The sequence below is a fragment of the Flavobacterium sp. KH_035 genome, assembly GCF_057839565.1.
The window spans coordinates 1,810,535-1,837,264 of sequence record NZ_CM174492.1; the positions used below are offsets into that span (position 1 = coordinate 1,810,535).

24 protein-coding genes are annotated in these 26,730 nt (G+C 35.6%); 9 read left to right on the forward strand and 15 right to left on the reverse strand.

Translation table 11 applies throughout. The features are described 5' to 3' along the window. Nucleotides 1-34: 34 nt before the first annotated feature. The 5 genes from AC3IS6_RS07865 to AC3IS6_RS07885 all read left to right on the forward strand — a co-directional run bounded on the left by AC3IS6_RS07865 (nt 35) and on the right by AC3IS6_RS07885 (nt 8,064). On the forward strand, nt 35-1,477 hold the full coding sequence (locus tag AC3IS6_RS07865; protein WP_489164390.1) for a glycoside hydrolase family 30 protein: 1,443 nt from the start codon (nt 35-37) through the stop codon (nt 1,475-1,477). Between the two features lie 36 nt (nt 1,478-1,513). Continuing rightward, on the forward strand, nt 1,514-3,256 hold the full coding sequence (locus tag AC3IS6_RS07870; protein ID WP_489164391.1) for a cellulase family glycosylhydrolase: 1,743 nt from the start codon (nt 1,514-1,516) through the stop codon (nt 3,254-3,256). A gap of 303 nt (nt 3,257-3,559) precedes the next feature. Further along, nucleotides 3,560-4,399, forward strand: a complete 840-nt coding sequence (locus tag AC3IS6_RS07875; RefSeq protein WP_489164392.1) for an endonuclease/exonuclease/phosphatase family protein — start codon at nt 3,560-3,562, stop codon at nt 4,397-4,399. Nucleotide 4,400: 1 nt separating this feature from the next. Continuing rightward, complete coding sequence (locus tag AC3IS6_RS07880) at nt 4,401-5,825, forward strand: glycoside hydrolase family 30 protein (protein ID WP_489164393.1); 1,425 nt, start codon at nt 4,401-4,403, stop codon at nt 5,823-5,825. Between the two features lie 13 nt (nt 5,826-5,838). Next, the gene (locus AC3IS6_RS07885) at nt 5,839-8,064 is read left to right on the forward strand and encodes a glycoside hydrolase family 3 N-terminal domain-containing protein (protein WP_489164394.1); all 2,226 of its coding nucleotides are present in this window, start codon (nt 5,839-5,841) and stop codon (nt 8,062-8,064) included. Between the two features lie 714 nt (nt 8,065-8,778). On the opposite strand, the gene AC3IS6_RS07890 is transcribed toward AC3IS6_RS07885, so the two are convergent. Both AC3IS6_RS07890 and AC3IS6_RS07895 read right to left on the reverse strand, forming a co-directional pair. After that, nucleotides 8,779-10,800, reverse strand: coding sequence for a DUF3857 domain-containing protein (locus tag AC3IS6_RS07890; protein ID WP_489164395.1), 2,022 nt, complete (start codon nt 10,798-10,800; stop codon nt 8,779-8,781). A gap of 308 nt (nt 10,801-11,108) precedes the next feature. Beyond that, the gene (locus tag AC3IS6_RS07895) at nt 11,109-11,366 is read right to left on the reverse strand and encodes a hypothetical protein (RefSeq protein WP_173964317.1); all 258 of its coding nucleotides are present in this window, start codon (nt 11,364-11,366) and stop codon (nt 11,109-11,111) included. A gap of 301 nt (nt 11,367-11,667) precedes the next feature. Between AC3IS6_RS07895 and AC3IS6_RS07900 the strand changes: the two genes are divergently transcribed. Beyond that, nucleotides 11,668-12,423 carry an NUDIX hydrolase gene (locus tag AC3IS6_RS07900; protein ID WP_489164396.1) on the forward strand — a complete coding sequence of 252 codons (756 nt, stop codon included), beginning with the start codon at nt 11,668-11,670 and terminating at the stop codon, nt 12,421-12,423. 55 nt (nt 12,424-12,478) lie between these two features. After that, nucleotides 12,479-12,799: an MmcQ/YjbR family DNA-binding protein gene (locus AC3IS6_RS07905; RefSeq protein ID WP_173964315.1), complete on the forward strand. Its 321-nt coding sequence runs from the start codon at nt 12,479-12,481 to the stop codon at nt 12,797-12,799. Between the two features lie 10 nt (nt 12,800-12,809). Here AC3IS6_RS07905 and AC3IS6_RS07910 read toward each other — a convergent pair whose 3' ends face one another. From AC3IS6_RS07910 to AC3IS6_RS07940, 7 genes are all read right to left on the reverse strand, one after another. Continuing rightward, nucleotides 12,810-13,418 (reverse strand): alpha-ketoglutarate-dependent dioxygenase AlkB family protein, encoded by a 609-nt coding sequence (locus tag AC3IS6_RS07910; protein WP_489164397.1) that lies wholly within the window; start codon nt 13,416-13,418, stop codon nt 12,810-12,812. Then, entirely contained in the window at nt 13,405-13,650 is a 246-nt protein-coding gene (locus AC3IS6_RS07915) for an Ada metal-binding domain-containing protein (RefSeq protein WP_489164398.1), read from the reverse strand. Before AC3IS6_RS07915 ends, AC3IS6_RS07910 begins: the two co-directional genes overlap by 14 nt. Before the next feature lie 195 nt (nt 13,651-13,845). Further along, complete coding sequence (locus AC3IS6_RS07920) at nt 13,846-14,559, reverse strand: 2OG-Fe(II) oxygenase (protein WP_489164399.1); 714 nt, start codon at nt 14,557-14,559, stop codon at nt 13,846-13,848. 153 nt (nt 14,560-14,712) lie between these two features. Beyond that, a complete protein-coding gene (locus tag AC3IS6_RS07925) occupies nt 14,713-15,558 on the reverse strand; it encodes a methylated-DNA--[protein]-cysteine S-methyltransferase (RefSeq protein ID WP_489164400.1) in 846 nt (281 codons plus the stop codon). Between the two features lie 126 nt (nt 15,559-15,684). Then, nucleotides 15,685-16,146 (reverse strand): GNAT family N-acetyltransferase, encoded by a 462-nt coding sequence (locus AC3IS6_RS07930; protein ID WP_489164401.1) that lies wholly within the window; start codon nt 16,144-16,146, stop codon nt 15,685-15,687. 17 nt (nt 16,147-16,163) lie between these two features. Further along, nucleotides 16,164-16,496 (reverse strand): DMT family transporter, encoded by a 333-nt coding sequence (locus AC3IS6_RS07935; protein WP_489164402.1) that lies wholly within the window; start codon nt 16,494-16,496, stop codon nt 16,164-16,166. Nucleotides 16,497-16,570: 74 nt separating this feature from the next. Next, complete coding sequence (locus AC3IS6_RS07940) at nt 16,571-17,653, reverse strand: hypothetical protein (RefSeq protein WP_489164403.1); 1,083 nt, start codon at nt 17,651-17,653, stop codon at nt 16,571-16,573. A gap of 96 nt (nt 17,654-17,749) precedes the next feature. On the opposite strand from AC3IS6_RS07940, the gene AC3IS6_RS07945 reads away from it, so the two are divergent. Further along, nucleotides 17,750-19,594, forward strand: a complete 1,845-nt coding sequence (locus AC3IS6_RS07945) for a hypothetical protein (protein ID WP_489164404.1) — start codon at nt 17,750-17,752, stop codon at nt 19,592-19,594. Between the two features lie 78 nt (nt 19,595-19,672). On the opposite strand, the gene AC3IS6_RS07950 is transcribed toward AC3IS6_RS07945, so the two are convergent. From AC3IS6_RS07950 to ahcY, 3 genes are all read right to left on the reverse strand, one after another. Then, nucleotides 19,673-21,991, reverse strand: coding sequence for a patatin-like phospholipase family protein (locus AC3IS6_RS07950; RefSeq protein ID WP_489164405.1), 2,319 nt, complete (start codon nt 21,989-21,991; stop codon nt 19,673-19,675). A gap of 154 nt (nt 21,992-22,145) precedes the next feature. After that, nucleotides 22,146-22,625, reverse strand: coding sequence for a hypothetical protein (locus tag AC3IS6_RS07955; RefSeq protein WP_489164406.1), 480 nt, complete (start codon nt 22,623-22,625; stop codon nt 22,146-22,148). A gap of 179 nt (nt 22,626-22,804) precedes the next feature. Beyond that, the gene (gene ahcY / locus AC3IS6_RS07960; protein ID WP_263762677.1) at nt 22,805-24,121 is read right to left on the reverse strand and encodes an adenosylhomocysteinase; all 1,317 of its coding nucleotides are present in this window, start codon (nt 24,119-24,121) and stop codon (nt 22,805-22,807) included. A gap of 286 nt (nt 24,122-24,407) precedes the next feature. Between ahcY and AC3IS6_RS07965 the strand changes: the two genes are divergently transcribed. Then, on the forward strand, nt 24,408-25,058 hold the full coding sequence (locus AC3IS6_RS07965; RefSeq protein WP_489164407.1) for a 4'-phosphopantetheinyl transferase family protein: 651 nt from the start codon (nt 24,408-24,410) through the stop codon (nt 25,056-25,058). Between the two features lie 238 nt (nt 25,059-25,296). On the opposite strand, the gene AC3IS6_RS07970 is transcribed toward AC3IS6_RS07965, so the two are convergent. The 3 genes from AC3IS6_RS07970 to AC3IS6_RS07980 form a co-directional block, all read right to left on the reverse strand. After that, nucleotides 25,297-25,689, reverse strand: a complete 393-nt coding sequence (locus AC3IS6_RS07970; protein ID WP_489164408.1) for a group III truncated hemoglobin — start codon at nt 25,687-25,689, stop codon at nt 25,297-25,299. Continuing rightward, nucleotides 25,686-25,973 carry a hypothetical protein gene (locus AC3IS6_RS07975; protein ID WP_017497977.1) on the reverse strand — a complete coding sequence of 96 codons (288 nt, stop codon included), beginning with the start codon at nt 25,971-25,973 and terminating at the stop codon, nt 25,686-25,688. The genes AC3IS6_RS07970 and AC3IS6_RS07975 overlap by 4 nt, the downstream gene beginning before the upstream one ends. An 81-nt stretch (nt 25,974-26,054) precedes the next feature. After that, the gene (locus tag AC3IS6_RS07980) at nt 26,055-26,651 is read right to left on the reverse strand and encodes a Crp/Fnr family transcriptional regulator (protein WP_489164409.1); all 597 of its coding nucleotides are present in this window, start codon (nt 26,649-26,651) and stop codon (nt 26,055-26,057) included. Between the last annotated feature and the right edge of the window lie 79 nt (nt 26,652-26,730).

Here is a 26,730-nt window from a genome sequence, read left to right on the forward strand (position 1 = left end):
TCAAACTTAAATCAAATCTCTTTTGAAAGTAACAATGAGAAACCTAAATAAAATTTTAATTGCGCTTGTATTAGTTTTAGAATTAAGTTGTTCGTCATCCAATGATGCCGTTGTTCCTCCAGTCGTACCGCCAGTTGTTGTAACGAATGATGTCGATTTTTGGCTCACAAAAGGAGATCAGAGCGTTTTATTGGCAAAGCAACCCGGAAACTTAGGATTTAACACCATCCCTAATAGTTATCCAAACATTGAAGTAAATGCAGCTCAAAAATACCAGACCATTGATGGTTTTGGTTATACCCTGACAGGTGGAAGTGCGAGCGTTATCAATCAATTAAATGCGACAAAAAAAGCAGCACTTTTACAGGAACTGTTTGGTACTTCAGAAACAGCAATCGGAGTGAGTTACATTAGAATTAGTATTGGAGCATCGGATTTAAATTCGGAACCTTTCACCTACAATGATATTCCTGTCGGAGATACTGATTTAGATCTTACGAGGTTTAGCTTAGACAAAGACAGAAACGGAGTAATTGCGCTTTTAAAACAGATTCTGGCCATTAATCCTAAGATTCTAATTTTGGCAACCCCATGGTCTGCGCCACTTTGGATGAAAGATAAAAATAGCTTCGTTGGAGGGAAGTTACAAACCAAATATTACGAAGTTTATGCGAAGTATTTTGTAAAATACATTCAGCAAATGAAAGCGGAAGGAATTGCCATTGATGCCATAACTCCTCAGAATGAACCGTTGCATGGCGGCAATAATCCAAGTATGGAAATGACTTCTTTAGAACAGACGAATTTCATAAAGAATCATTTAGGACCTGCCTTTAAAACAGCCAATATTGCTGCGAAAATTATTGCATACGATCACAATTGTGACAATCCAAATTATCCCAAAGCGATTTTAGCGGATGCCGTGGCATATCCTTTTGTAGATGGTTCGGCTTTTCACTTATATGCCGGTGACATTACGGCTCTTTCAGAAGTTTATAACGCTTATCCCGCCAAGAATATTTATTTCACAGAACAGTTTACCGCTTCAACAGGGGATTTTGGCGGAGATTTAAAATGGCACCTAAAAAATGTAATCATCGGTTCGATGCGCAATTGGAGCAAAAATGCATTAGAATGGAATTTGGCCAACAATGCTGCTTTTGAACCTCATACGGCAGGTGGATGTAATACTTGTAAAGGAGCACTAACAGTTAATTCAAGCGAAAGTTTTCAGCGTAATGTAGCCTATTACATTATTGCTCATGCGTCTAAATTTGTTTCGGCAGGTTCTGTCAGAATTGGCAGCAATATAAACGGAAGTCTGCAAAATGTGGCTTTCATTACGCCTTCAGGTTCAAAGGTTCTGATTGTGGAAAATGACGGATCGGGAAGTGTAAATTTCAATATTAAGTTTGACGGTAAGTGGATTACAACATCCTTAGACGGAGGAGCTGTAGGGACTTATACATGGAAATAATCAAATAATTGATTAAAGAAAATAAATAGTTTTCAGATGAAAAAAATAATTATAGCATTACAACTGTTGCTTTCGGCTACTATTTTTGGACAAGGATTTTTGCACAGAGAAGGACAGAAAATCGTTGACGGAAATGGAAAAAACATAGTATTAAGAGGATTAGGTTTAGGAGGCTGGATGGTGCAGGAAGGGTATATGTTACAAACGCAGCCTTTCGCAAGCCCTCAATATATTATCAAACAAAAAATTCAGGATGTCATTGGAGAACAGGGAACAAAAGAGTTTTATGCAGCCTATAAAGCAAACGGAATTACAAAACGCGATATCGATTCTTTAGCAGCCTGGGGTTTCAATTCCATTCGTTTGCCGATGCACTATAATTTGTATACTCCATCCATTCAGGAAGAAAAAAATGGAGAAATTACCTGGATCGAAGAGGGATTTACTATGACCGACAATTTATTAAAATGGTGTGCCGAAAATAAAATATACCTTATTCTCGACCTGCACGCTGCTCCCGGAGGACAGGGGAATGATGCGGCAATTTCAGATTATGATACTACCAAACCTTCCTTATGGGAGAGTGAAGCCAATCAGAAAAAAATGATTGAGTTATGGAAAAAACTGGCGTCTCGTTACAGAGACAACCCGTGGATTGGGGCTTACGACATTATCAATGAACCCAATTGGAATTTTACCGGAACAAACAAAAACGGCTGTGACGAAAACTCCAACGGCCCTTTAAGAGAGCTGATGGTTCGGGTCACAAAAGCCATTCGGGAAGTCGATACCAACCATTTAATTTTTATTGAAGGAAATTGTTGGGGGAATAATTACAATGGAATTTTTCCTTTATGGGATGAGAATATGGCTTTGAGTTTTCATAAATACTGGAACTACAATACCAAAGCGTCGATCCAGAAAATACTCGATTACAGAACGCAATATAATGTGCCGATCTGGCTTGGAGAAAGCGGCGAAAACTCGAACGTCTGGTTTAAGGATGCACTGACATTGGTAGAAAGCAACAATATCGGGTGGGCGTTCTGGCCTATGAAAAAAATCGAAAATATTGCGGGAGTGACTTCCGTAACCAAAATTCCGGAATACGATGTTTTATTAAAATATTGGAAAGAGGGCGGTCAAAAACCAGCTGCTGATTTTGCGAAAAAAACGCTAATGAAAATGGCCGATAATTATAAAATGGAAAGGGTAACCGTAAAACCAGATGTGATTGATGCCATGTTCAGACAGGTACAAACCAACGATACAAAACCCTATAAAAAACATTTGATTCCGGGGAAAATTGCAGCAACTCAATATGATTTAGGAACCAATGGATATGCCTATTCTGATACAGATTTTATAAACTACAGAGTCGAAACCGGAAAATTTGACGAGTGGAACAAAGGAAATTCGATGCGAAATGACGGTGTAGATATTCTGCCCTGCAAAGATGCCGGATCAAACGGGTATCAGGTTTCCTTTATCGAAGACGGAGAGTGGTTACAGTTTACTGCCCAGGTGGCAAAACAAAAAACATACAAAGTAGCGATTCGTTATTCGGGCGAAAATGCAGAGGGAAAACTATATCTCGAAACACAAAATGGAAAGAGATCTGAAGTCCTTACGCTGCCAGCCACGGGAGGAAATGATAAATGGAAAACAGTTGTTTTATCGGGAATAGCATTAAACGCCGGAACACAAAAAATTAAAGTTGTTTTCGAAAAAGGAGGTTTCAACCTGAATTATTTAGATTTTTCAGAACAGAAAAAATAGATGCGTAAAATGTAAAATGTTGGATGTTAGATGTGAAATGCGACTGTAAACTGCGACTGCAATCTATCTACTTAAATAACCGCCACAGATTAAAAGGATCTTAAAAAATAGATACGTAAAATGTGGGATGTTAAATGTGAAATGCGACTGAAAACTGTGACTGAAAACTGTGACTGTAAACTGCGACTGTAAACTTTCTATGTGTTTAAATACATCCAACGGGTTAAATTAACATTATTTTGAAGTTTATATTTTTCTTCGAGACCAATGAAATGGTAGTTTTACGAATCAAATTTTTTTAAGATGAAAAAGACAAACACAATTGCTCTCGTACTGTTTCTGCTTTTAGTTAGTGGCTCATTTTATGGCCAAAATGTAAAATTAATGACCTATAATATTCGTTTGGATGTTGCTTCTGACGGAGAAAACGCCTGGCCCAACCGGAAAGATTTTTTTACTTCTCAAATCAGATTTTACAGTCCGGATATTTTTGGAATTCAGGAAGCACTGCCCAATCAGGTGGCCGATATAACTTCCGCTTTTCGGGATTACAACCAATTTGGAATAGGAAGAGAAGAGAAAGGAACGGGAGAAGCCTGTACGATTTACTATAAAAAAGATCGTTTTCAGGTACAGGAAAGTAACACCTTTTGGTTGTCAGAAACACCAAACGTCGTTTCAAGAGGTTGGGATGCTGCCTGTAACAGAGTTTGTACCTATGGATTGTTTAAAGATTTAAAAACAAAAAAAGTGTTTTGGGTTTTCAACCTGCACCTTGATCACATGGGCGAGGTGGCCCGTGTAAAAGGAGTAGAGCTGGTTCTCTCCAAAATAAAAGAAATAAATACTAAAAATTATCCTGTGTTTTTAATGGGAGATTTTAATTCAGAACCCAACACAAAACAAATTAAAGAGATAAAAAAAGTGATGGATGATACACAAGAGGTTTCGAAAGAAAAACCTTTTGGTCCTTCCGGTACTTTTAATGATTTCAAACACAATGAACCTGTAACCTTATTACTGGATTATATTTTTATCTCCAAAAACAGCGGATTAAAAATTCAAAAACACGTAGTCTTAAGTGATTCTAAGGATTTAAGATATCCGTCAGATCATTTGCCTGTCTTAATAGAAATAGATTAAAATGAAAAACATCAACAAAAAACTTCAGATTTTACTCTTACTGCCGCTCATCGCAGTTCAGATAAAATGTGGGACTTCAAAAAACTCAGTTGTCCAATCCGGAAAAGTCGAGGGCTGGATCACCACTACTAATGAATCTTCAAAACTTCAAAAACAAAGTGATTTGGTTTTTAATACTGAAATCAATTCGAATTCAACGATTTTGGTAGACGCTTCTCAAAAATTTCAGACTATTGAAGGTTTTGGATTTTCGTTAACGGGAGGAAGCGCTCAGACGATATTAAAACTCGATAAGGCCAAAAAAGAAGCTTTGCTTCAGGAATTGTTTTCCAGAAAAAAAGATGCTATTGGTTTGAGTTATCTGCGAATTAGTATTGGCGCTTCTGATTTGAATGAAAAAGTTTTTTCGTATGATGATAGGCCCGAAGGGCAAACGGATTTAAAATTAGAGCACTTTGATCTGGGGCCCGATTTAAAGGATGTAGTGCCGCTTCTAAAAGAGATTTTAGCTATAAATCCACAGTTGAAAATTATGGGTTCACCATGGTCGCCGCCCGTTTGGATGAAAGACAACGGAAGTTCGAAAGGCGGAAGTTTACAGCCCAAATACTACCAGGTTTATGCTGATTATTTTGTAAAATACATACAGGCAATGAAATCGCACGGGATTGTCATTGATGCCATAACGCCACAAAACGAGCCTTTGCATCCGGGTAACAATCCAAGTATGTACATGACCGCATTGCAGCAGGCCGAGTTTATCAAAACGAATTTAGGCCCTGCTTTTGCAAAAGCTAAAATTAAAACCAAAATTGTAGTTTACGACCACAATTGCAACAAACCCGAATATCCTTTAACCATTCTGAATGATCCGAAAGCATTACCTTTTGTAGCAGGTTCAGCCTTTCATTTGTATGAAGGAGACATTAGCGCTTTAACCACTGTTCATAATGCCTATCCCAAAAAAGAGTTGTATTTTACAGAACAATATACTGGCTCGGGTAGTAGTTTTGAATCTGATTTAAAATGGAGTGTGAAAAATGTTGTCATTGGTTCTATGCGCAACTGGAGTGTGAATGCACTTTCGTGGGGACTGGCCAATAATGAAAATTATGAACCCTTTACACCGGGCGGATGTTCAACATGTAAAGGAGCTTTGATGATTGATAAAAATCAGAACATTAAAAGAGAAGTAGGCTATTATATTATTGGTCACGCCTCAAAATTTGTTCCCGAAGGTTCTGTGAGAATTGCAAGTAACATTAGCGGGAATCTGTATAATGTCGCCTTTAAAACACCAGCCGGAAAAATCGTTTTAATTGTTGAAAACGATGGTGCAAACAAAGAGACCTTCAATATAAAAGAGAATCAAAAACAAGTTTCAACATCATTGGACGCAGGTTCGGTAGCAACTTACGTATGGTAATTCTAAATTAAATATGAAAAAAATAACCACATTCACTTTACTAATGGTGTCGTTTTTTGCGGCAGCTCAACAAGAAACAATAGATCAAAAGGTAAATGCGCTATTGAAAAAAATGACCCTTGAGGAAAAAATTGGTCAGCTCAATCAATACACAGGCGACAACGCAGCAACAGGTCCCATTACCATAAACGCAAACAAACAGGCCGAAATAAAGGCAGGACTTATAGGTTCGATGTTAAACGTTGTGGGAACAACCTATACCAGACAGTATCAGGAATTGGCGATGCAGTCTCGTTTGAAAATTCCATTGCTATTTGGTCAGGACGTCATTCATGGTTACAAAACCACTTTTCCTATTCCGTTAGCCGAAGCTGCGAGTTGGGATTTAGCAGCAATCGAACTGGCGGCCAGAGTTGCAGCTACAGAGGCTTCAGCAAGTGGTATTCACTGGACCTTTGCACCAATGGTAGACATTGCCCGTGACCCACGTTGGGGAAGAGTAATGGAAGGTGCCGGAGAAGATACCTATTTGGGATCTAAAATTGCCTATGCCAGAGTAAAAGGTTTTCAGGGAAATAAACTGGGAGATCTGAACTCGGTTATGGCTTGCGTAAAGCACTTTGCAGCTTATGGCGCTGCGGTGGGTGGTAGAGATTACAACTCCGTAGATATGAGCGAACGAATGCTTTTAGAAACCTATTTACCTCCTTTCAAAGCAGCTCTTGATGCCGGGGCAGCAACTTTTATGAACTCCTTTAATGATGTAAACGGAATTCCGGCTACAGCAAATGTACATTTACAGCGTGACATTCTAAAAGGGAAATGGAACTTTCAGGGATTCGTAGTTTCAGACTGGGGATCGATAGGCGAAATGGTAGCACATGGTTACTCTAAAGATCTGAAAGCTGCTGCACTTGCTGCGATTACTGCCGGAAGTGATATGGATATGGAAAGTAATGCCTACAGATATCATCTGGCAGAATTGGTTAAAGAAGGCAAAGTAGCTGTTGATTTGATTGATAATGCCGTAAGACGTATTTTACACAAGAAATTTGAATTGGGTTTATTTGAGGATCCATACCGCTATTCTGATCAAAAAAGAGCCGAGAAAGCTTTAAGTAATCCTGAAAACAGAAAAGCAGCGCTCGAAGTGGCGCAAAAAAGTATAGTGTTATTAAAGAACGATAACGAAACATTACCCATTTCAAAAAATGTAAAAACAATCGCATTCATAGGTCCAATGGTCAAGGAGTATAAAGCCAATATGGGATTTTGGTCAGTAGAATTGCCTGAGGTTGATTATGATAAATGGGTCGTTTCCCAATGGGACGGATTGCAGAATAAAGTGGGTAAAAACACAAAATTATTGTATGCCAAAGGTTGTGAAGTAGATGGAGATAATAAAGACGGTTTTGCAGAAGCAGTTGCAACGGCTAAACAGGCCGATGTTGTTATTTTGAGCATCGGAGAACGACGCGATATGAGTGGTGAAGCAAAAAGCCGCAGTGATCTTCATTTGCCGGGTGTTCAGGAAGATTTAGTAAAAGCAATTCAGGCAACAGGAAAACCGGTGGTCGTTTTGGTAAATGCGGGGCGTCCTCTTGTTTTTAACTGGACGGCTGATAACGTTCCGGCTATTGTTTACACTTGGTGGTTAGGGACCGAAGCCGGAAACGCAATCGCGAATGTATTATTTGGAGATTACAATCCCTCCGGAAAATTGCCTATGACTTTTCCGAGAGAAGTAGGGCAGGTTCCAATTTACTACAATCATTTCAGTACAGGAAGACCTCCTAAAGATGAAGACGCAAAAAACTATGTGTCAGCCTATATTGATCTGAAAAACTCTCCTAAATTTCCTTTTGGATATGGGTTGAGTTATACAAAATTCAATTATGCTGATTTGAAATTGTCTTCGACTAAAATGAAAAACAAGGAAACTATAAAAGTTTCTTTTCAATTATCCAATGTTGGAAAAGTAGCCGGAGAAGAAGTCGTACAATTGTACTTAAAAGATAAATTTGGATCTGTAGTTCGTCCGGTTTTAGAATTGAGAGATTTTCAAAAAGTAAAACTAAATGCCGGAGAATCTAAAACAATCGAATTTACAATTGACAAAGAAAAACTGTCTTTCTATAATAACAAATTAGAATGGACAGCAGAACCGGGTGATTTTGAAGTAATGATTGGAGCTTCATCAGCAGATATCAAATTAAAAGCAGATTTTGAATTGCTTTAGATTTTTAAACACGTAGAGATATAGATTACTGCTATAAAAAGTAACACGAATTGCACGAATTGTCACTAATTTGTTTGTGGAATTAATTTCACAAACAAGGTTAACGGATTAAAATTTGTGCAATTTGTGTTTAGATTATAGGCTTCAATTCCTCCTTATTTGGTGTCATTTATTTTAACACATAGTAACATAGGTGTTGCATCCATAAAAAAGGCTTTTCACTTCAAATAAAGCACATATTCTGCTATGTGAAAGAAATTTATTTCTTTTTGTATCCTCTTTTAAGAATTAAAATCTATGTTTCTATGTGTTTAAAATTTAGCGTTCCAATCAGCAGCACTTGTATTCAAACACCACAAGGTTAACGAATTAAAATTGGTGCAAATTCGTGTAATTTGTGTTTAGATTATAGGCTACAATTTCCTCTTATTTGGTGTCATTTATTTTAACACATAGTAACATAGGTGTTGCATCCATAAAAAAGGCTTTTCACTTCAAATAAAGCACATATTCTGCTATGTGAAAGAAATTTATTTCTTTTTGTATCCTCTTTTAGCAATCCAAAATTTATGTTTCTATGCGTTAAAAATTTGAGCATTTCAATCATTAGAACTTGTATTCAAACACCCAACAAGGTTAAACTATTAATATTAGTGCAAATTGGTGTAATTCGTGTTTAAACTGTGGCCTACAATTAACTTCCTTCTTGTATGATTATTTTACTAATTTTTTGAAATTGAATTTCAGCTTGTTCAGCAGACCTTCTTCTATAATATCAACCCCAATTCCATAATTACTGTCCGCAACCTTGTTATGGGCCTCCCTGAAAGCTTCAAAGTCTTTTTCTGGAATTTCTAAATTAATTAAGGGCTTCGAATCGATATAAACTGTCCCTCCGTTTTTGTTGATTTTTTTTCGGCTTACATAATCAAAATATGGATTACTGACGGTGCTTTCCTGCACCGTAAATTTCTCACTAACATCAATTTTTTGATCCGTTACCAGCGTGATTTCATATCTTTCATTGTCAAAATTATGCCAAAAAGAGATGTCTTTGTGTATAAAATCTCTGACCCTGCTTTTAACAATATTAGCATCAAAATACATTAAGAAACGGTTGTTCTTATCATCGGAATAATAAGGATTTTCAATAGTGGTCTGATACTCCACTTTAAATTCATTAAGCTTTTTATCATCGCTTACAATTTCAATTACAGCATCTTTAAAAATCTTTCTCAGATCAGTTCCGTTTCTGTCGTTGGTATAGTTTAAGGTATAAAAGAAGAAATTATTCCAGCTGTCAATGATTTCTCTTTTATTAGTGTTTTTAAAATATTTTCGCATACTGTTTGCGCGATTTCCTTTGTATACCGTTGTTAGTTTTAGCTTGCCCACATTTTGCTGTGCGACAAGTTCTGATTTTTCGTCTACGGCATAATAAGAAAAACGATGAGCTGGTTTTAGCTGTAATTCCAGATTTGGTTTTACTTCCAGATAATGAAGGAAGAAAATAAAACCACGGTTTTCGATTAACCCAAATTCATCGCGTAGTGTCGCATCCACAAAGTAACTTTCGTCCTTGTAATTGATCTTAACAATTACGTGATTAAAAGTCAGTAACGATGGTAAATAGTACTTGATATAAAAGTCCGTACCGAAATTGACCAGAATGATCGAAGAATCAACCCCAATATAATCTAAAATTACTTTTAATAAAACCGATTTTGCCTTGCAGTCTCCTTGTTTGTTAGCAAAGGTAACGGCAGGTTCCTGGGGTTTATGGCCGTTCATCTCGTCGGCATTGTAAATATAATTGATATGGTTTTGAACATATTCTATGGCAAATTGCAGCTGCTCTTCCTGATGACCAATTTTGTCCAGTTTTTCAACCAGATCGGGAGCAAATTCAATCAGGGAAGACTTGTCGAAAATAGCTTCATAAATAGGAGAGATATAATTAGACAACTCCTTCCAGTCGGCTGCTGTAGCAAAATCGATATAAGAAGAAACCTCTCTGTTGGAATCCACAAAATTGATATAGTTTTCTTCTTCCCGAACATATTGCTCTCCTTTTTTTAAATAACCTATTTGCGGCTCCAGAACATTTCCATCTTCATCTCTAAAGAATGTTTTTTTGTAGGCAACTGTCTTCTCGCGATCATTTTTAAAAGTGAATTTGTATTTTCCGTAAGCCCAGTAACTGTCCGGTCCTACCCAAACATATCTGGAGAATTCTTTTCGCAGGAAATCACGTTCTGTAAAAATTTTAATTCTGGAATCTTCCATAATCAAAATATCATACAAACGAAGGTCTTTTATGGTAATATTAATTTTTTTATTACTGCTTAGAACACCACCACCACTTTGGTTTTCGCTATCCAGTATTTTAACTTTAGTATCGGGGATTTTGTCTACTAAAACACCATCTCTCAATACACTGATTCGGTGGATTACGTAAGTTTCATTTTCTTCCAGTACTACATCTACAACAGAAGCTCTCTCTAAATTAGAAGGCTCATTTAGTGTATAAGCCAGGCAGGCATATTCACTGTTTTCGTTATCATTGGTGTAATAAATTTTATCTAAAAAATAACAATAATCACGTCCCTCGTCTGCTTGTTTTTGAGAGAACTCAGATTCTTTTATATAATCAATAAGTTGATTGTCGGTAATAACACTGGCCCAGTGTTCCGGCTTTTGAATTTTGTAAATTTCCGACTGAAGGGCTTGTTCCATAATTAGGCTTTTAGTTGAAGTAAGTAAAATCTTTCGTTTCTAGCAAAAATATAGATTTTTGTCAATATTCAATGAGGCCGAATGTATTATTAAGATAAGTTCAGTTTTCTTACAATAAATAATTTATTATTTGATTTTGAAGAAATTTCACCTTTAATAATTTAATGAACATCTGAAAGAATTGAGAAAATTACGGCAGGTAACAGCAGATCAATTTTAGAAGTAATGAAAGAATTTAAAATGTAGCCTTCTTTTTTAACTACAAAGAGGATAGAGCAGTAAAAGTTCTATTGGGTGTTGACTAATACTTATTTTAAAACGGTATTGATAAAGTCCATCGCACCAATCCCTTTGTAAGATGCATATAGTGCTTTATCAAAAGCCTCACGTTTCGCTTTTTTATCTTTTGATTCAGTTTCAACAATCATTTCGTTGAAAATCCTTTCCTGTTCTTCACTATATTTTAAAGAAGCTTCAAGGAGATAAGTTTTAGAAACAAATCCGAAAGACGTCCAGATTTTATTTCTGATTTTCTCATTCATGTTTTTTAACGAATTATTAATCATATCTCTCTACGTTTCATGTTGGATTAAAAGCTGTAAATTGGGTATTGATTTACAGAGTGTTTTCGGTTTTTTGCTCAAAAATAACAAAATGCTTTTTAAATGTGTTGTTATGACGCAATGTAAAAGTTTTTTTTAATTCAGTTCTTATTTTAAGTAAAAATTGTGATAATTACACGTGCTGCTTTTTACGGAAATCCTCATCGCAAGGAAAACTCATTTGTGTAAAAAGGCTTCGGATTTATAAAAATGCATTAAATTGCAGATCTATTAAAGAATACCATGCTGATTTAAGAACCATTGAATGCCAAAAAAAATAATAGAAAATAGCGAAAATTACCAACCCGGACTTTCAATTGACTGTGTCATTTTTGGGTTTCATGACAATCAGCTTAAAGTTTTACTCATTAAAACTTCCTTTGATGATAAATGGGCTTTGCCTGGAGGATTTATACCTATTGAGGAGGATATTGATACTGCAGCAGTTACCGTTTTAAAAGAACGTACCGGAATGCAGGGGATTTTTTTAAGGCAATTTGCTACTTTTGGTCATGTAAAACGATACGATCAGCATTTTGGGAATACGGTACTGGATCATTTTAATATTCCGAGAGAGCATGGTAAATGGCTTCTCCAGCGTTTTGTGACGATAGGATATTATGCTTTGATTGATTTTTTAAAAGCGGTTCCCCAAAAAGAAAACAGTCAGGAAATCATAGAATGGATTGATCACAAAGAAGTTCCCGAACTCATTTTAGATCACAGAGAAATTCTGGATAAAGCTTTGACAACCCTCAGAATTGAGCTGAATTTAATGCCGGTTGGTTATAATCTTTTACCTGAAAAATTCACAATCCCTCAGCTTCAAAAGTTGTATGAAACGATTTTGGATCGAAAATTAGACCGACGAAACTTTCTGCGTAAAATTACCAACATCGGTATTCTGAATAAACTCGACGAGAAGAAAAGCAACGTTGCACACAAAGCGCCCAATTTATATACTTTTGATATAGAAAAATACAATGAAGTCCTTAAAAATGGACTGAATCAGGGGTGGTAAAAGACGGAACCTAATAGGTTTTTAAGTAATAGGATCTTAAAAAAAAAAATCAGATATGGTCACAATTGAAACATTCAGAACCCTTGCATTGTCGTTTCCGGATGCAACAGAAGAACCTCATTTTGAGAAAACATCTTTTCGGATCAGTAAAAAAATATTCGCCACTTTTGATGAAAAAAACAACAGAGCAGTCTTGAAATTAAACGAAATTGATCAATCGGTTTTTTGTGCTTCGAGTGACTTGATTTTTTATCCGGTGCCTAATAAATGGGGCAAACAGGGCTGGACAATTGTAGAACTTTCAAAAGTAAGACCGGAAATGTTTGAGGACGCTTTGATCCTTTCGTATCAAAATGTGGCTTTTAAGAAAAAGTAAGAATGTACTGTTAAGTTACAATAGTTCTGAACGTCAGATTTACTCTTGGTTTTGAAGTCGTTTTTGTGGGAGGCAAACGATGCAACCAATTCGTTTGAGTAGCATCTTTCATAACCAGTAAGCTTCCGTGTTCTAAAATTAAAGACACCGTTTCTTTGGTTTCTTTGTGTTTGAAGGCAAACTTTCGCTCAGCACCAAAACTCACTGAGGCAATTGCACCGTCCTTTTTTAAATCTTTTTCGGCATCACTGTGCCATGCCATTCCTTCCTCACCCGAATGATATAAATTAAGCAAGCAGGAATTAAATGTTTCTCCCGTTTTTTCTTCTATAATTGTCTTTAGTTCCAGTAATTCTGCTGTCCAAGAAAGTGCTTTTTTGGTCGTATTGGAATAGGTATATTCAAAGCCAGAATCGCCGTACCAGGCCACTTTCCGTTTGGTTAGAATTAATTTACCAAAGATAATTGCTTCATCATTTTTCCATTCAATTGTATTTAATAGGACGTCTAAATAACAATTTGAATCTTCTCTCGAAAACAGCTTTCCATAATAATTAACAGTCCCGTCTTTAGGAAGCAGGTTCGTTGTTTCGTCTATGTGCGGATTAAATAAGTCCATTTTTCCAGTTTTGATATTCGGTTTTCATGCAATGACCACAAGGGCGAAAATCGTTTTTGTGGGCTTCTTCTTCAGTAGAAAAGAAAACCCGGTTCTCGCGTTTCATTCTTTTACCGGATTTGCATTTTAGCGTTCCGTAGATTTTTAGTTTTCGGTTTCCACCGAAGCAAATTTCCACATTTTTAATTTTATTCCGTAAATCCGAATCGGAAATTTTAGAGTGTTGAATCAATTTTTTTTAAGTTTTAAAGGTTCTGAGGTACTAAGATTCTGAGGTATTATGGTTTAGAGAGACAAAGGTTTATAGCTTTTGTATTTCTTAAATTCCCGCCAGAGGTTTAAGAGTGTTGAGTTATTTTCTAAGTCACAAAGAGTTATAGCATTTCATCTCAGAACCTTAGTAGCTTAGTACCTCAGCACCTTAAAATCAACTCAACGCATCATGAAAAATAATCCCCAAGGTGTATCGTTCTCCCGAATGGATCTCACTAACGCCATGTTTCATATTGACTCTATAATATCCTTTTGTTCCTTTGACAGGTCTGAAATTGGTGGTAAAAACCAAAACGTCTCCTTTTTTAGGTTTCAGTACAATAGCTTTAGATTGCGCTCGTGGTGTTTGCTGTGTCAATACAAATTCACCGCCGGTAAAATCTTTGTCAGGTTCATTGAGAAAAAGGACAATTTGAATTGGAAAATAAACATCTCCGTACAAATCCTGATGCAGCGTATTGAAACCGTTTTTGCCGTATTTTAAAATTAGAACTGTTGCCTTAAATTGTTGGTTTGCATGGCATTGCTCCAGTAATTTTTCGTGCGTATCCGGGAAAACGGTCGAAATATTAAGTGCTTTCATCCAGGCGTTTGCGATAGGAGCCAATTTAGGATAAATAGAAGTACGGAGGCTCTGAATTAAATCAGGTAACGGATAAGTGAAATATTTGTACTCCCCTAGACCAAAGCGGTATCGTTCCATAACAACCGTTTTTCGATATAAATCCGGATTGCAATAATCGGCTTTTAAGGCTTCACATTGTTGGTTGTCCAACAGATTTGGAATAACGGTAAATCCGTTTTCATGCATAGATTCGGTGATGCTGTCCCAATTTTGAGACGCAATTTTTGATTGTATAGTTTGCATAATAATTTTAGATTGAGTTTTTCTTGCTCCGGCCCGAGCGATAGCGAACGGACGAAGTAATTCATGAATTTCTTTTTTGCATCTTGGAAAAAATTATACTGTAGAATTAGTTTAATTCGTGAATTCGTGGCAGAAAAAATAATAGGGTTTTATTTATGGATTTATCTGCGCGCCTTCCCAGCCAATAATAGCGGTTTTACGGGTGTTTCCCCACATGTATCCGCCAAAGGTTCCGGTAGATTGAATTACGCGATGGCAAGGGATTAGAAAAGCTACGGGGTTGCTTCCAATAGCGGTTCCTACAGCGCGCGAAGCATTTGGTTTTTCAATTTGGTGTGCAATAGAACCGTAAGTAGAAAGTTGTCCCATTGGAATTTTTAAGAGCGTTTCCCAAACTTTCAATTGAAAATCGGTGCCTTTTAAATGCAGTTTAATTTCCGCTAATTTACTCCAGTCATTTTGAAAAATGAATAGCGCATTTTGCTGTATTAAATCGAGTTTTCGGGAGAAGTTTGCGTTAGGGAATTTATGTTTTAAATCTTCGAAACCCATTTCTTCATTTTCTGCAAAAGCCATAAAACAAATGCCTTTGAGAGTTGAAGCCACAATGATATTTCCAAACGGACTCTCGGCAAAACTGAAATTTATGTCTAAGTTCTTTCCCCCATTTTTATACTCAGCAGGTGTCATGCCTTCGATATTGACAAACAAATCATGCAAACGGCTGGTTCCTGAAAGGCCAGTGTCAAAAGCAGCATCGAATAAAGTAGCCTGACGGTCTTCCTGAAGTATTTTTTTGGCGTGTTCAACACTAATGTACTGTAAAAATTTCTTCGGACTTGTGCCTGCCCATTCTGTAAACAAACGCTGAAAGTGAAAAGGACTTAGGTGCACTTTTTCGGCAACTTCATCGAGATTGGGCTGCGTTTTAAAATTGACTTTGATATAATCAATTGCTTCAGCAATTCGATTATAATTAATGTTTTCCTGTGTGTTCATTTTCGTTCCATTTTATAAGGCAAATATCGACAGGTTTTTACAGGCAGAAAATCCGAAACTTGCGGAAGTAATTTTTTGTTTCAGGTTTCACGTTCTGTTCAAACCTGAAACCTGAAACAATTACAGCTACAGTTCTTTTTCCATCTTATAATTAATCAGTTCAACCTCCAATCTTATATTTCGTTGTTTGGTTTTTGCGGTAAAACCGTTCTTTTCAAAAAATGGTCTAGCGGTAATACTGATGTCTGATGTTATGGTTTTTGAACGTTGTTTTTTCGCTTCAAGTTCTAATTCGGTTAAGAGTTTATTGGCGATGCCTTGTCTTTGATAGTCTTTGTGGATGTAAAAGAAATCAATATAATCTCCGTTTTTCAAAGTGCCAAAACCAACAATTTTGGATTCAATAATAGCAAGTAAAACAAACTGTGTATGGACAACTTCTAACCAGCGTTCGGTATTATGAACACCATAAGTCCAGGCCTCAATTTGTGCAGGATTGTAATCGTTCTTACAAACCGATTGTATAGTTTCGGTATACAATTGCTGCATTTCCGATAAATCTGAAATTGTTCCTTTTCTGAAAATCATTTCTAAAAGATTTAAAATTAATGCGCTGTGGTCTTCGAAAAAACATTGATTACAACAACACCAATTAAGATTAGAGCCAGTCCAATTATCGCTGGTAAATCAGGTATTTGCTTGAAGAAAACAGCTCCAATGATGGTAATCAATACAATTCCGACTCCAGACCAAATAGCGTAAGCAATTCCAACCGGAATGGTTCTGATTGCAAAACTTAAAAAGTAAAATGCACCGCAGTATCCAATAATGGTTATAATGCTTGGGATCAGTTTTGTAAATTCTTCCGATTTTTTTAAAGCAGAAGTGGCAATGATCTCGAATATAATGGCAATTCCTAAAAAGAGAAAGTTTTTCATGGTGTATATTTTTGAACCTTCAAAGGTTTTATTTGAGTTATCTGCAAAGTTAGATCTTTAGGAAAACGGATTGTTTATTTAAGATCATTTTTTGCTGTTGTAACACTGATCAATTTATACCCATCTCCAGTTCTTAAAAATTCAAAATGATCTTGTTTAAAGTCGGCTTTGTTTTTTGAGGTAATGACTATGTTTTTAACGGGATAAATCCATTCTTTAGGTTCATTGCAATTGTTGAAGTAAACCTCGTATTCATCTGTTTCAAAAATGAATTGGTTGAGCCCGTCATTTGAGACGAAATAGTCCGTTTTTGGATTTTTTAACTCTTCAAGTTTTAATTTTATGTAAGTATAATTCTGGTCGATAAAAGCAGCTTTGGCCTCACTTATCCATCCTGTTGGCTCTTTCCAGTAGGTGATTTTATCAAAGGAGAGTTTTATTAAATTCTTTTTTGATAGGTCAGAAAGCAAATTCTTTTTTAACCACAGTTTGAATTCTTTCTCATAATTGATGAACGAATAATATTGACCGTCAACACCAAGGAAATTTTCTCTTGTTTCATCTTTATTTGGGGCTTTTGATTTTTGTAAAGAATAAAAATTTAGTTCGTCATTATATCCGAAATTTTCAATTAGGATTTTATTGTTGGTGTCAATAAGATATTCCTTTCCTCCGGACCAGCTAAAATGTTCGTCACCAAGTTTCTCTTTAGTAGCCCCTTTTAAGGCGATAATCATCCCGTTTCTGGCTTTGGTAAGGGCGCTATAATCGGCAGGAATTGTATTTTTGCCTTCACTATTAAACATTCCGGTTTTATCTGTTTTTGGGTCTGTAAATCTGATGTAACCTTCATTTTCACAATCCGGTCCATTGTCAAAAATATAGAGGCTGTCGCGTCCTACGATTTTACCGGATTTGGTGAGATAATAACTCTTCCAGTTTTCGCCAGTTTCTTCGGTTACGGCAATAATTTTATCGAATTTACGGGCAGTAGTGAATCCCATAAACTTTGGAGTTATTTTGATAGCTCCGTTTACATCTTTAAATCCGATGTGCGTAGTGTCTTTATCCCAAAATGAAACCCAGATGTCTTTGCTTTGTGCTGATATAGTGGAGCTTGTAAAGAAAAACAAGTAAAGAAAAAGGAATTGTTTCATGAAAAGAAATTTCCAGTAAATATAAGCATAACGTTTTTGAAAAAAGATATTGGTTTTTTGGAACAAAAAAATGTAATTTTCAACAAAAATAAATTAATGAATAGAATTGTATTGATTTTGATGAGCTTTAGTCTTTCTGTGTTTTCCCAGAAAAAACAACCAAGTAAAGAGGAGAAAGACATGATTTATGAAGTTACGTATAATGTAAATAAAGAAATTTTTAAAGCTCCTAATTTCCCGTTTAAAAAAGTAAATAGAAAAATGGATGAAATTCAAAAGAAAACAATTCAATCTGCTGAAGTGATCAATTCTTCAATAGATACGATTATTTCAAGAGGAGTTTTGAAATTGGAGAAATCTAATTATGGATACGACCTGCTGTTCAATTCACGCTTTCCTTCCTATTATAAAGAAAATGATGAACCTACTATTGTAGATTTTCACCCTGTAACGAGCAAACTGTTTAATTTGAAAAAAGAGTTGATTGAAATTCAGCATGTTGGTGGAACTTCTTTTGGAAGCGAGCTTTTGTACAAATACAAGAACGGAAAAGAGACTAATTTACACTTTACTACGCTGCGCAAACAGGATCAAATAAACAATGCTGTAAATTTTAAAAACAACAATGAACTTGCTGAAATTAGAGGAAGTGTAATTTATAACATTAAATTCATTACAGATTATTCTCAGGTAAAGCTTTCCCAAAAAGATATAGGAAGCACTTTTAAGCTGAATAACATCGCGTACAACTTGGTAGAGGTTATAAACAATGCAGTTTTGATAGAGGCCGTTGATCAAAATAGTGATAGGGAAAACAAGATGCGCTTGGTCAATTATGATGAGTTGGGCAATGTATTGGTTACTTACAGTGACAAGGAGATGGCAGAATTAAAGAAGAAAAATAAAAAAATCAATGATGAAAGGGCTGGTTTTGGTGATTTGAGAGGTAATATAAGTAAACGCGTTTTTGATGCTTTTAAAACTAATCCCACGTTGAGTTTTGAAGAATTTAAAAAAATGTTTACAATAGAGGATATACTAAATGAAAAAAGGAAGTACATCTTTATTCAGACTATCGCCCCAATTAAAAATGATTTTGTCCTTTATGAACCCATTTATGGTATAGACAGGACTTTTGAGATGATTCCGAATCTGAAAGAGCCAGAGCCTAAAAAAATGAGGACAGAAGATTACAATGCCCCACAATTATCTGCAAATTGGGACGAGAAATTGTTTGGAAATATTAAAGAATACACAGAGAACTTTTACTATGCAACAAAAAAGAACGGCAAGTATGTAAAAGGTAAAATGCAAAATTATACCACTTATAAAAAGAATGCAAACGGAGAATTTGTAAAAGATGATATGTTCCCTGAAAAATCGGATTATCCGGAGAACAAGTATAATGATTTGAAGCAAAAGACAGAGTCTATAAGTTATGACGATGATGAAAAGGTGACTGGAAGAACGATTTATAGTTACGGACCAGATAAAAAAATAGCAGAAGAGAAAAATTATTCTTCGGATAATGATACTTTAAGAAGTTTAGTGAAGTATCAGTATAATAAAAATCAAGTTATAAAAACAAACTTTTCTTATGACTATCAGGGAGGAGAAACGCAAATTACAGAGTCTGAGGATGTGTTTGTGTATGATGAAAGAGGAAATCTTATAGAAGAACATTCGAAATTGAACAAAGAAGATTCCGGCTATTTAGATGAATTGGTGATTTTTAGTAAATATGATGTTAATAATAGAAAAATTGAACAATCAAGTAAAGATTTACAATTGGGCAGGAATGGTAAAATCGAGTTGGATACAAGATGGCAGTATCTTAAAATTGATAATCAAAAAAACTGGACAGAAATGTTTTTTGAGGGAGGTTTGAGTTCAGAGAAACAAGACGCGAATTTTGTTGAGCGAATTTTTGTCTATGAATAAGAAGTAGTACTAAAAACAAAATCCGACAGGTTTCTAAAAACTTGTCGGATTTGAAAGCTATTTGAGATTATTAGTGCCTTATGGATTAAGTGATAATCCGACGCTGAAAAACAATCTGACTTTATCGATATTATTGATCCATGAAGTGTCGAAATGAATTGGGCCTAAAATGGACTGATAGGAGATAGCAGCCCCTCCGGATATCAGAAGACTGGTGTCGAAATTATCATCCCATCTTCCTTTTGGCTTAAACACATTGTCGCGGAAATCGCGAAAAGTGTCAAAACCTACAGAGGCAATATTAACATGAGGGGTCAGATAGATTTTTCCGGTAATATTTATTTGCGATCCGAGTTTAAGCCCCATATATTGTGTAACATTGAGTTCATCTTCATGCAGACCTGGGAATGAAAAGCGATTACTGCCAGAACTCGGGATAATGCCACCAAGAAAATATTTTGCTGCATAGCCAAAATCTGAAAATGGTAGTTGATAGTCTTTAAGTTTATCCTGAAAAACAAAATAAGCATCAAATCCTATGATTCCCGTAATTTTCTTTTTTAGGGATAATCTCTTTTCATAGCTAAAACCAAATTTTGTGTAATCATTTGTTGAGCCCGAAACACGAGTTAAATCCTGATCGGAAAAGGAGGCATTGATATCGGTAAGAAATGATCGCGAAATATTTGATTTTATAATTGTTCCGTTTGTAGCAAAGAAAACTTTATCCATATCATTATAGGAATAATGCATGTTGAATTCGATGTTATTAAAGTTGTAGCTTTTTAGTGAAATGGTGTTCGGACTGTATTCCCGATCATATTTTGGTTTTAAATTGGTGTAGTTATAGTTTAAGCCAAAGCCAAAATAGCTTTTCAGCGAATTTAAATTTCGATTTATCTCGCTGCTGAATTCAAATGAATTATAAAGGATATTGTCTGAGGCCCTGCCATTGATATAAATTTCCTGTTTTAGGAGAGCTCCGTAAAGTTCAGTTCCCCACCACCATTCTCTGCGTCCTCCAAAATTTTTCTGAAAATTGATTCTGGCTTTTGGCTGTTCTGCAATATCGGCAGTTATCAAAAGGCGAGAGGCATCAGCAAGAATATTTCTGGCGGTGTAATTAAAAATAATGCCAACCCCTCTATAAGTGTCATAGTGTAGGGAAGTGTTCAGCTGGTTTTTGGCACGCTCAAATCCAAATAACGTGATGCCCGTTTTGTTACCATCTTTAATGAAATAGCTATAGCCAATTTCATCAAAAAGATTGGTTCCCATAGCTCTGTTTATACCTGCGATTAAATCTTTAGAGGTGTATTTTACATGGGGTCTAAGATTGGCTCTTCCAACGACCAGAGGCAGGTTTTCCGGGCTTATTTTTTTATAAACTATAGAGTCAAGAACAAATTCTTTGGGCATATAGGGTAATTTGTGAGTTCGTTGCGGAAATCCCTTTAACTTTTCCGATAAAGCAATTAAAGCCGGAAGATTTTGATTTGCGGCTATTTTACCGTCTTTGTAGATTTCGTTACTAGCCGCAAAGTCTGCTGTCGAGAAGCGCAGGTTGGGCATATGATCGACTAATATGGTACACAGATCACGGTTTGCCGGGTTTTTAACATTACTCGGAAACATACTGGTCTGCATTAATATCATCATAATATTATTTAGTTTGCCCATTGGCTGCATTCCTCCACCTACATCACTGCCAATAATAATGTCGGCACCCATTTGTTTGGCAACATCAGTTGGAAAATTATTTAATACACCTCCGTCTACTAATACCGTTTTTTCGTAAGGCACAGGCTTGAAAATAGCAGGTAAAGACATACTTGCCCGCATGGCGTAGGCTAAATTGCCTTTACTTAAAATAACTTCTTTGCCTTCAACTAAGTCGGTAGCCATAGCTCTAAAGGGTATCGGGAGACTGTCAAAATCTTTAACATTATAGACAGGAAAGGTTAATTCAGAAAGAGATTCTCTAAGGTTTTGATCGTTTAAAAGCGAACCAACACTATTGAGCTTTCCGTCTTTAATACCTATTCCGACCAAATATCTTTGGAATTCTCTTTTTTCTTCGGCACTTACAGATCGCAACGATTGGCCTCCGCCAAGGAGTTTATCCCAATAAATATTCTTGGTGATTTTTTCGATACTATCGCCCGAATACCCCATGGCATATAAACCGCCAATAATACTTCCCATACTGTTTCCAACAATAAGATCCGGAACGATATGCAAGGAATCTAGTTTTTGCAAAAGTGGAATATGTGCAATTCCTTTTGCACCGCCACCACTTAGCACTAAGACAACTTTAGGCTTTTTTTCCTGTGAAAAAATTACGTGCGGAAGACACAACAAAAACAATAAGACGAATAAATAAGATGTTTTTTTCAAGAGTACAGTTTTTATGTATTTGAGAAATTGATTCTTATCCTGGTTATTAAAAGTAAGCAGATATTTAGAAACGTGCAATTTTTCGAGAAAAATGTTTTTTTGCTGAAATGTAAAAACAACTAAGCCTTGCAGAAATGCAAGGTTTAGTTAATTGTTATTTCGATAAGGTATATATAGTTTTTCCTTCCTTTTTCATTTTTTCTTCTTCCTCAGATTTGAGAGCTTCTACTTGTTTTTTTAAATCGTCTATTTTTTTTGAACTCAATTCTAATTCTTTATTGTTTTGATTAAGTTTTTCTTGAGATTTTTCGATGTTTTTTTGAAGATCAATATTATTGTTGGTTTTTGCGTTATCTTTAATATTTTCAAGTTCGTCCTGATTCGCTTTTAAATCAGCTTTTAATTTTTCTGCTTTCTCCTCTAGTTTCTTTTTGTTTTCTTCTTCTTTGACTAATTTTTTTTCAGCAGCTTGAATTTTATTTGATGAGTGAGGTTTCATTTGTTGCATATGCCAGTCATTTGACCACCTTTGTCGCTGGTTGTTAATTTGTTGATGCATTTGTTGACTGCTAGATTGTGCAGAAACAAAAAATGGTAGAATTATTAATGCTAATAAAATAAATCGTGGTATCATAATTTGGGTAAAAGGTTGGTTCTGAATCCAAATGTAAATGTTTATTATAAAAATTATGATAAAACATCTGAATAATTGTAAGGTTAAAAAAAGAAAACCCGACAAGTTTTTAAAAACCTGTCGGGTTTGAATATGTAATTAAAGAAATCTAAAATCAGAAATCTTCAATCTAAAATTTACTAGTATCTGTAGTACTCTGGTTTGAAAGGGCCTTCAACCGGAACACCAATATAAGCAGCCTGATCGTCACGTAAAGTTTCCAATTCAACTCCTAATTTAGCTAAGTGCAAAGCAGCAACTTTTTCATCTAAATGTTTTGGTAACATGTAAACGTCGTTGTTGTAAGCAGCGCTGTTGTTCCATAATTCGATTTGAGCTAGAGTTTGGTTTGTAAATGAGTTACTCATTACAAAACTTGGGTGACCTGTAGCACAACCAAGGTTTACTAAACGACCTTCAGCAAGAATGATAATATCTTTTCCAGCGATAGTATATTTGTCAACTTGTGGTTTGATTTCGATTTTAGATGCACCGTGGTTTTTGTTTAACCAAGCCATATCAATTTCGTTATCAAAGTGACCAATGTTACAAACAACAGTTTTGTCTTTCATTTGCTCGAAGTGCTCTCCAAGAACGATATCTTTATTTCCAGTAGTTGTAATGATGATATCAGCATTAGCAATTACAGTGTTTAATTTTTTAACTTCATAACCGTCCATTGCAGCTTGTAAAGCACAAATTGGATCGATTTCAGTAACAGTTACAATAGATCCTGCACCTCTAAAAGAAGCAGCAGTTCCTTTTCCAACATCACCGTATCCACAAACGATAACTCTTTTTCCAGCTAACATTAAGTCAGTTGCACGACGAACAGCATCAACTGCAGATTCTTTACAACCATATTTATTGTCAAATTTAGATTTAGTAACAGAGTCGTTAATGTTGATTGCAGGCATTGGTAAAGTTCCGGCTTTTACTCTTTCGTAAAGTCTGTGAACACCCGTTGTAGTTTCTTCAGATAATCCTTTAATTCCAGGAACCAATTCAGGGAAACGGTCAATAACCATATTAGTTAAATCTCCACCATCATCAAGAATCATGTTCAATGGTTTTCTGTCTTCACCAAAGAATAAAGTTTGCTCAATACACCAGTCAAATGATTGCTCATCAAGACCTTTCCATGCATAAACCTGAATTCCCGCAGCAGCAATAGCAGCAGCAGCCTGATCCTGAGTAGAGAAAATGTTACAAGAAGACCAAGTAACTTCAGCACCAAGAGCAATTAAAGTTTCGATCAAAACAGCAGTTTGAATCGTCATGTGTAAACATCCAGCGATACGAGCACCTTTAAGAGGTTGTTCATCTTTATATTCAGCACGAAGTGCCATTAAACCTGGCATTTCAGCTTCAGCCAATTCAATTTCTTTTCTTCCCCAAGCCGCTAGAGAGATGTCTTTTACTTTGAAAGCCACAAAAGGCGTAGTTGTAGTACTCATTTATAGTATATTTGTAATTGTAAAATTTTTGCAAATTTACGGAATAGGTTTTTAATTTTGACTACTTTCTGTCAGATTTGTGAAATGTTTAATTTCTTAATCTCTAGAATATTAGTTGATTATTTTTTTTAGAAGCTAATCCTGCTGTCCACTATATCTTTTGTGTCGAACCCCGCCACAAAAGGATGCCGTTTCCATCAGGGCTAAAAGACGAGACGTTAAATAAGAAATTTCGTTTTCAATTTAGGAAAACAACTCATAACTCACAACCCATAATTAAAGAAGAATGCCTTTATTTCAAACCATACAATTCAACGAAACGACCAAAATCTTAGTTTGGCACATAACCGAATCATTTGAGGAGTTAGTGAGCAAAGTAGTTTTAAAAGAAAAAACACAGTTACGGTTGAACGGAATGAAATCTCAAATGCATCAACGTGCCTTTCTGAGCGTTCGCATGTTGATTCAGGAAATGGGCTTTACAGATCAGGATTTGCATTATGACGAATTTGGAAAACCATACTTTAATTGTCACAATCATATTTCAATCACACATTCACATGATTTTGCAGCCATTATAATTAGCGATGAAAGAGTAGGAATCGATATGGAATTGCAACGCGAAAAGATTCTTCGAATCGCCGACAAATTTGTCGATGGTGAATTTGATTATTTAAACCCTAATGTTTTAGAAGAATATATAAAAAAACTCACCATTATCTGGGGCGCAAAAGAAGCTATTTTTAAAATCAGAAACGAAAAAGGAATCAGTTTTAAAGACCATATAAAAGTAGGAGACTTTTCCCTTACCAAAAATCAAACAGAAGCGAGTCTGCATTTTGACAATTTGGTCAAAGATTTTGATGTGCATTACAAAGAAATTAAATCAGATGCTTCAGGGCAGGATTTTACTTTGGTATATGCTTTTGAGAAATAGTTTTTGATTGAAATTTTAATGAATAAAACCCAAATCCCAAGGTTTGATCTCGATTTTGTTATTTACAGAAATGACAAGGTAGAGTTGATGAAATCCATTTTAATCTGTGTTTTCGCAAAGCGAATCGGCGTCATCCGTGTTCTATATTGTCGCTAATCTTTGTCGGGCTTCTAGTGTGATTTCTCTTCGCGTCGAAATTGACAAAAAATAAACTTAATTTAAGTTTTCTAAATAAACCTCACTCATTTTTTTTTCGGTGCTCAAACATACTCATAAATAAAAACGTCCCCATTTTTCTGGCACGTCGTTTTAGCGTTTCGGCATTTTCGCCTTCAAAATGTTCCTCTAAAGTTTGAAACCAATAGTTCAGCCAGATTCCAAATTCATTTGAAGTGATTTTTCCTTCAAAATGCGAGTCAACTTCATTATGTACTGCATGTGGATTGCCTTTGTATTTTTTGACTGCGAATAAATTGGTTTCCCAAAAATCGGTCAGCTTCTCTAAATGCGCGTCCCAGTCTTTGATTATGGTATTAAAATAAAAGCCGATTTCTTCATCGGCTCTTATTTTAGTGTAAAACTGATGTACCAAAAATTCGACATCTGCCCGGTTCTCTATTTGTTTTCTCATAGAATAAAACTATTTAATAGAATAAAAAAGACACTTAAAAGTGCACTTGCAATAATAAGGTTAAAAACAGTTTTGTGCTTCATTTGTGCCAATATAGAAGTATTTGCAAAAACACAAGCTAAAACAATAATGGCAAGTTGTATCATTTGAGGTATTGATGTTCCGTTAGCCAGAACATACATTGCCGCAGCACCACCTAAGCAGCTTTGACCAATTACAGCCATTGCTGCAGAACCCATATAGTTTTTATTGAAATTTTCGAATGTTGTTTGATATAGTGTCATGATATTGAAGTTTTTATACTACAAAGGTACAGGCACTATAGAGATGTATTTTATGACTTAAATCATAAAAACTGAATTATTTTATCGGTATACTTTTCTATTTATAATTTTTAAAACACCCTTTTTCTCCAGAGTTTTTATGGTTCTGATGACCGTTTCGACGCGTAAACCGGTTAGATCTCCAATTTGTTGTCTCGTAAAATTGATGAGGTAGCCATTCTCGTTTTTTTTAAAATTGAAATAAGCAATTCCATGATCGATTAATTTTAAAATGCGATGTTCCGGTTCTTGCGTTGATATTTCAGCTGCCATAACCGATTTATAATACAGACGCTGAGCCAGATTTTCGATTATTCTAAGACTGACACCGGGATTTTCTTCCAGCAGTTTCATAAAGCTACTTTTTGTAAGCAGCAACACTTCTGAGGCTTCAACCGCGATGGCATTTGCGGGATAACTTTGGTTTAAAAATAAAGGAGGTTCTCCAAAAGACTGTTCCTTATAAAAAATACCCTGAATAAACTCGCGTCCGTCATCGTTATAATTACTCATTTTTACTTCACCGGAAACAATCTGGTAATAATGCGTTGGCAGGTTATTTTCTTCAAAAATAATTTCATTTTTGTCGAAAGACTTTTTTAGAGCACCGTATTTTTTCAACAGATCAGTTGCGATCATAATTTTGTTTAGATATAACACAAATATAATTCATTCAAAATAGTTCTTCTGCATCAAAAAACTTTTACTTTTACGCCCA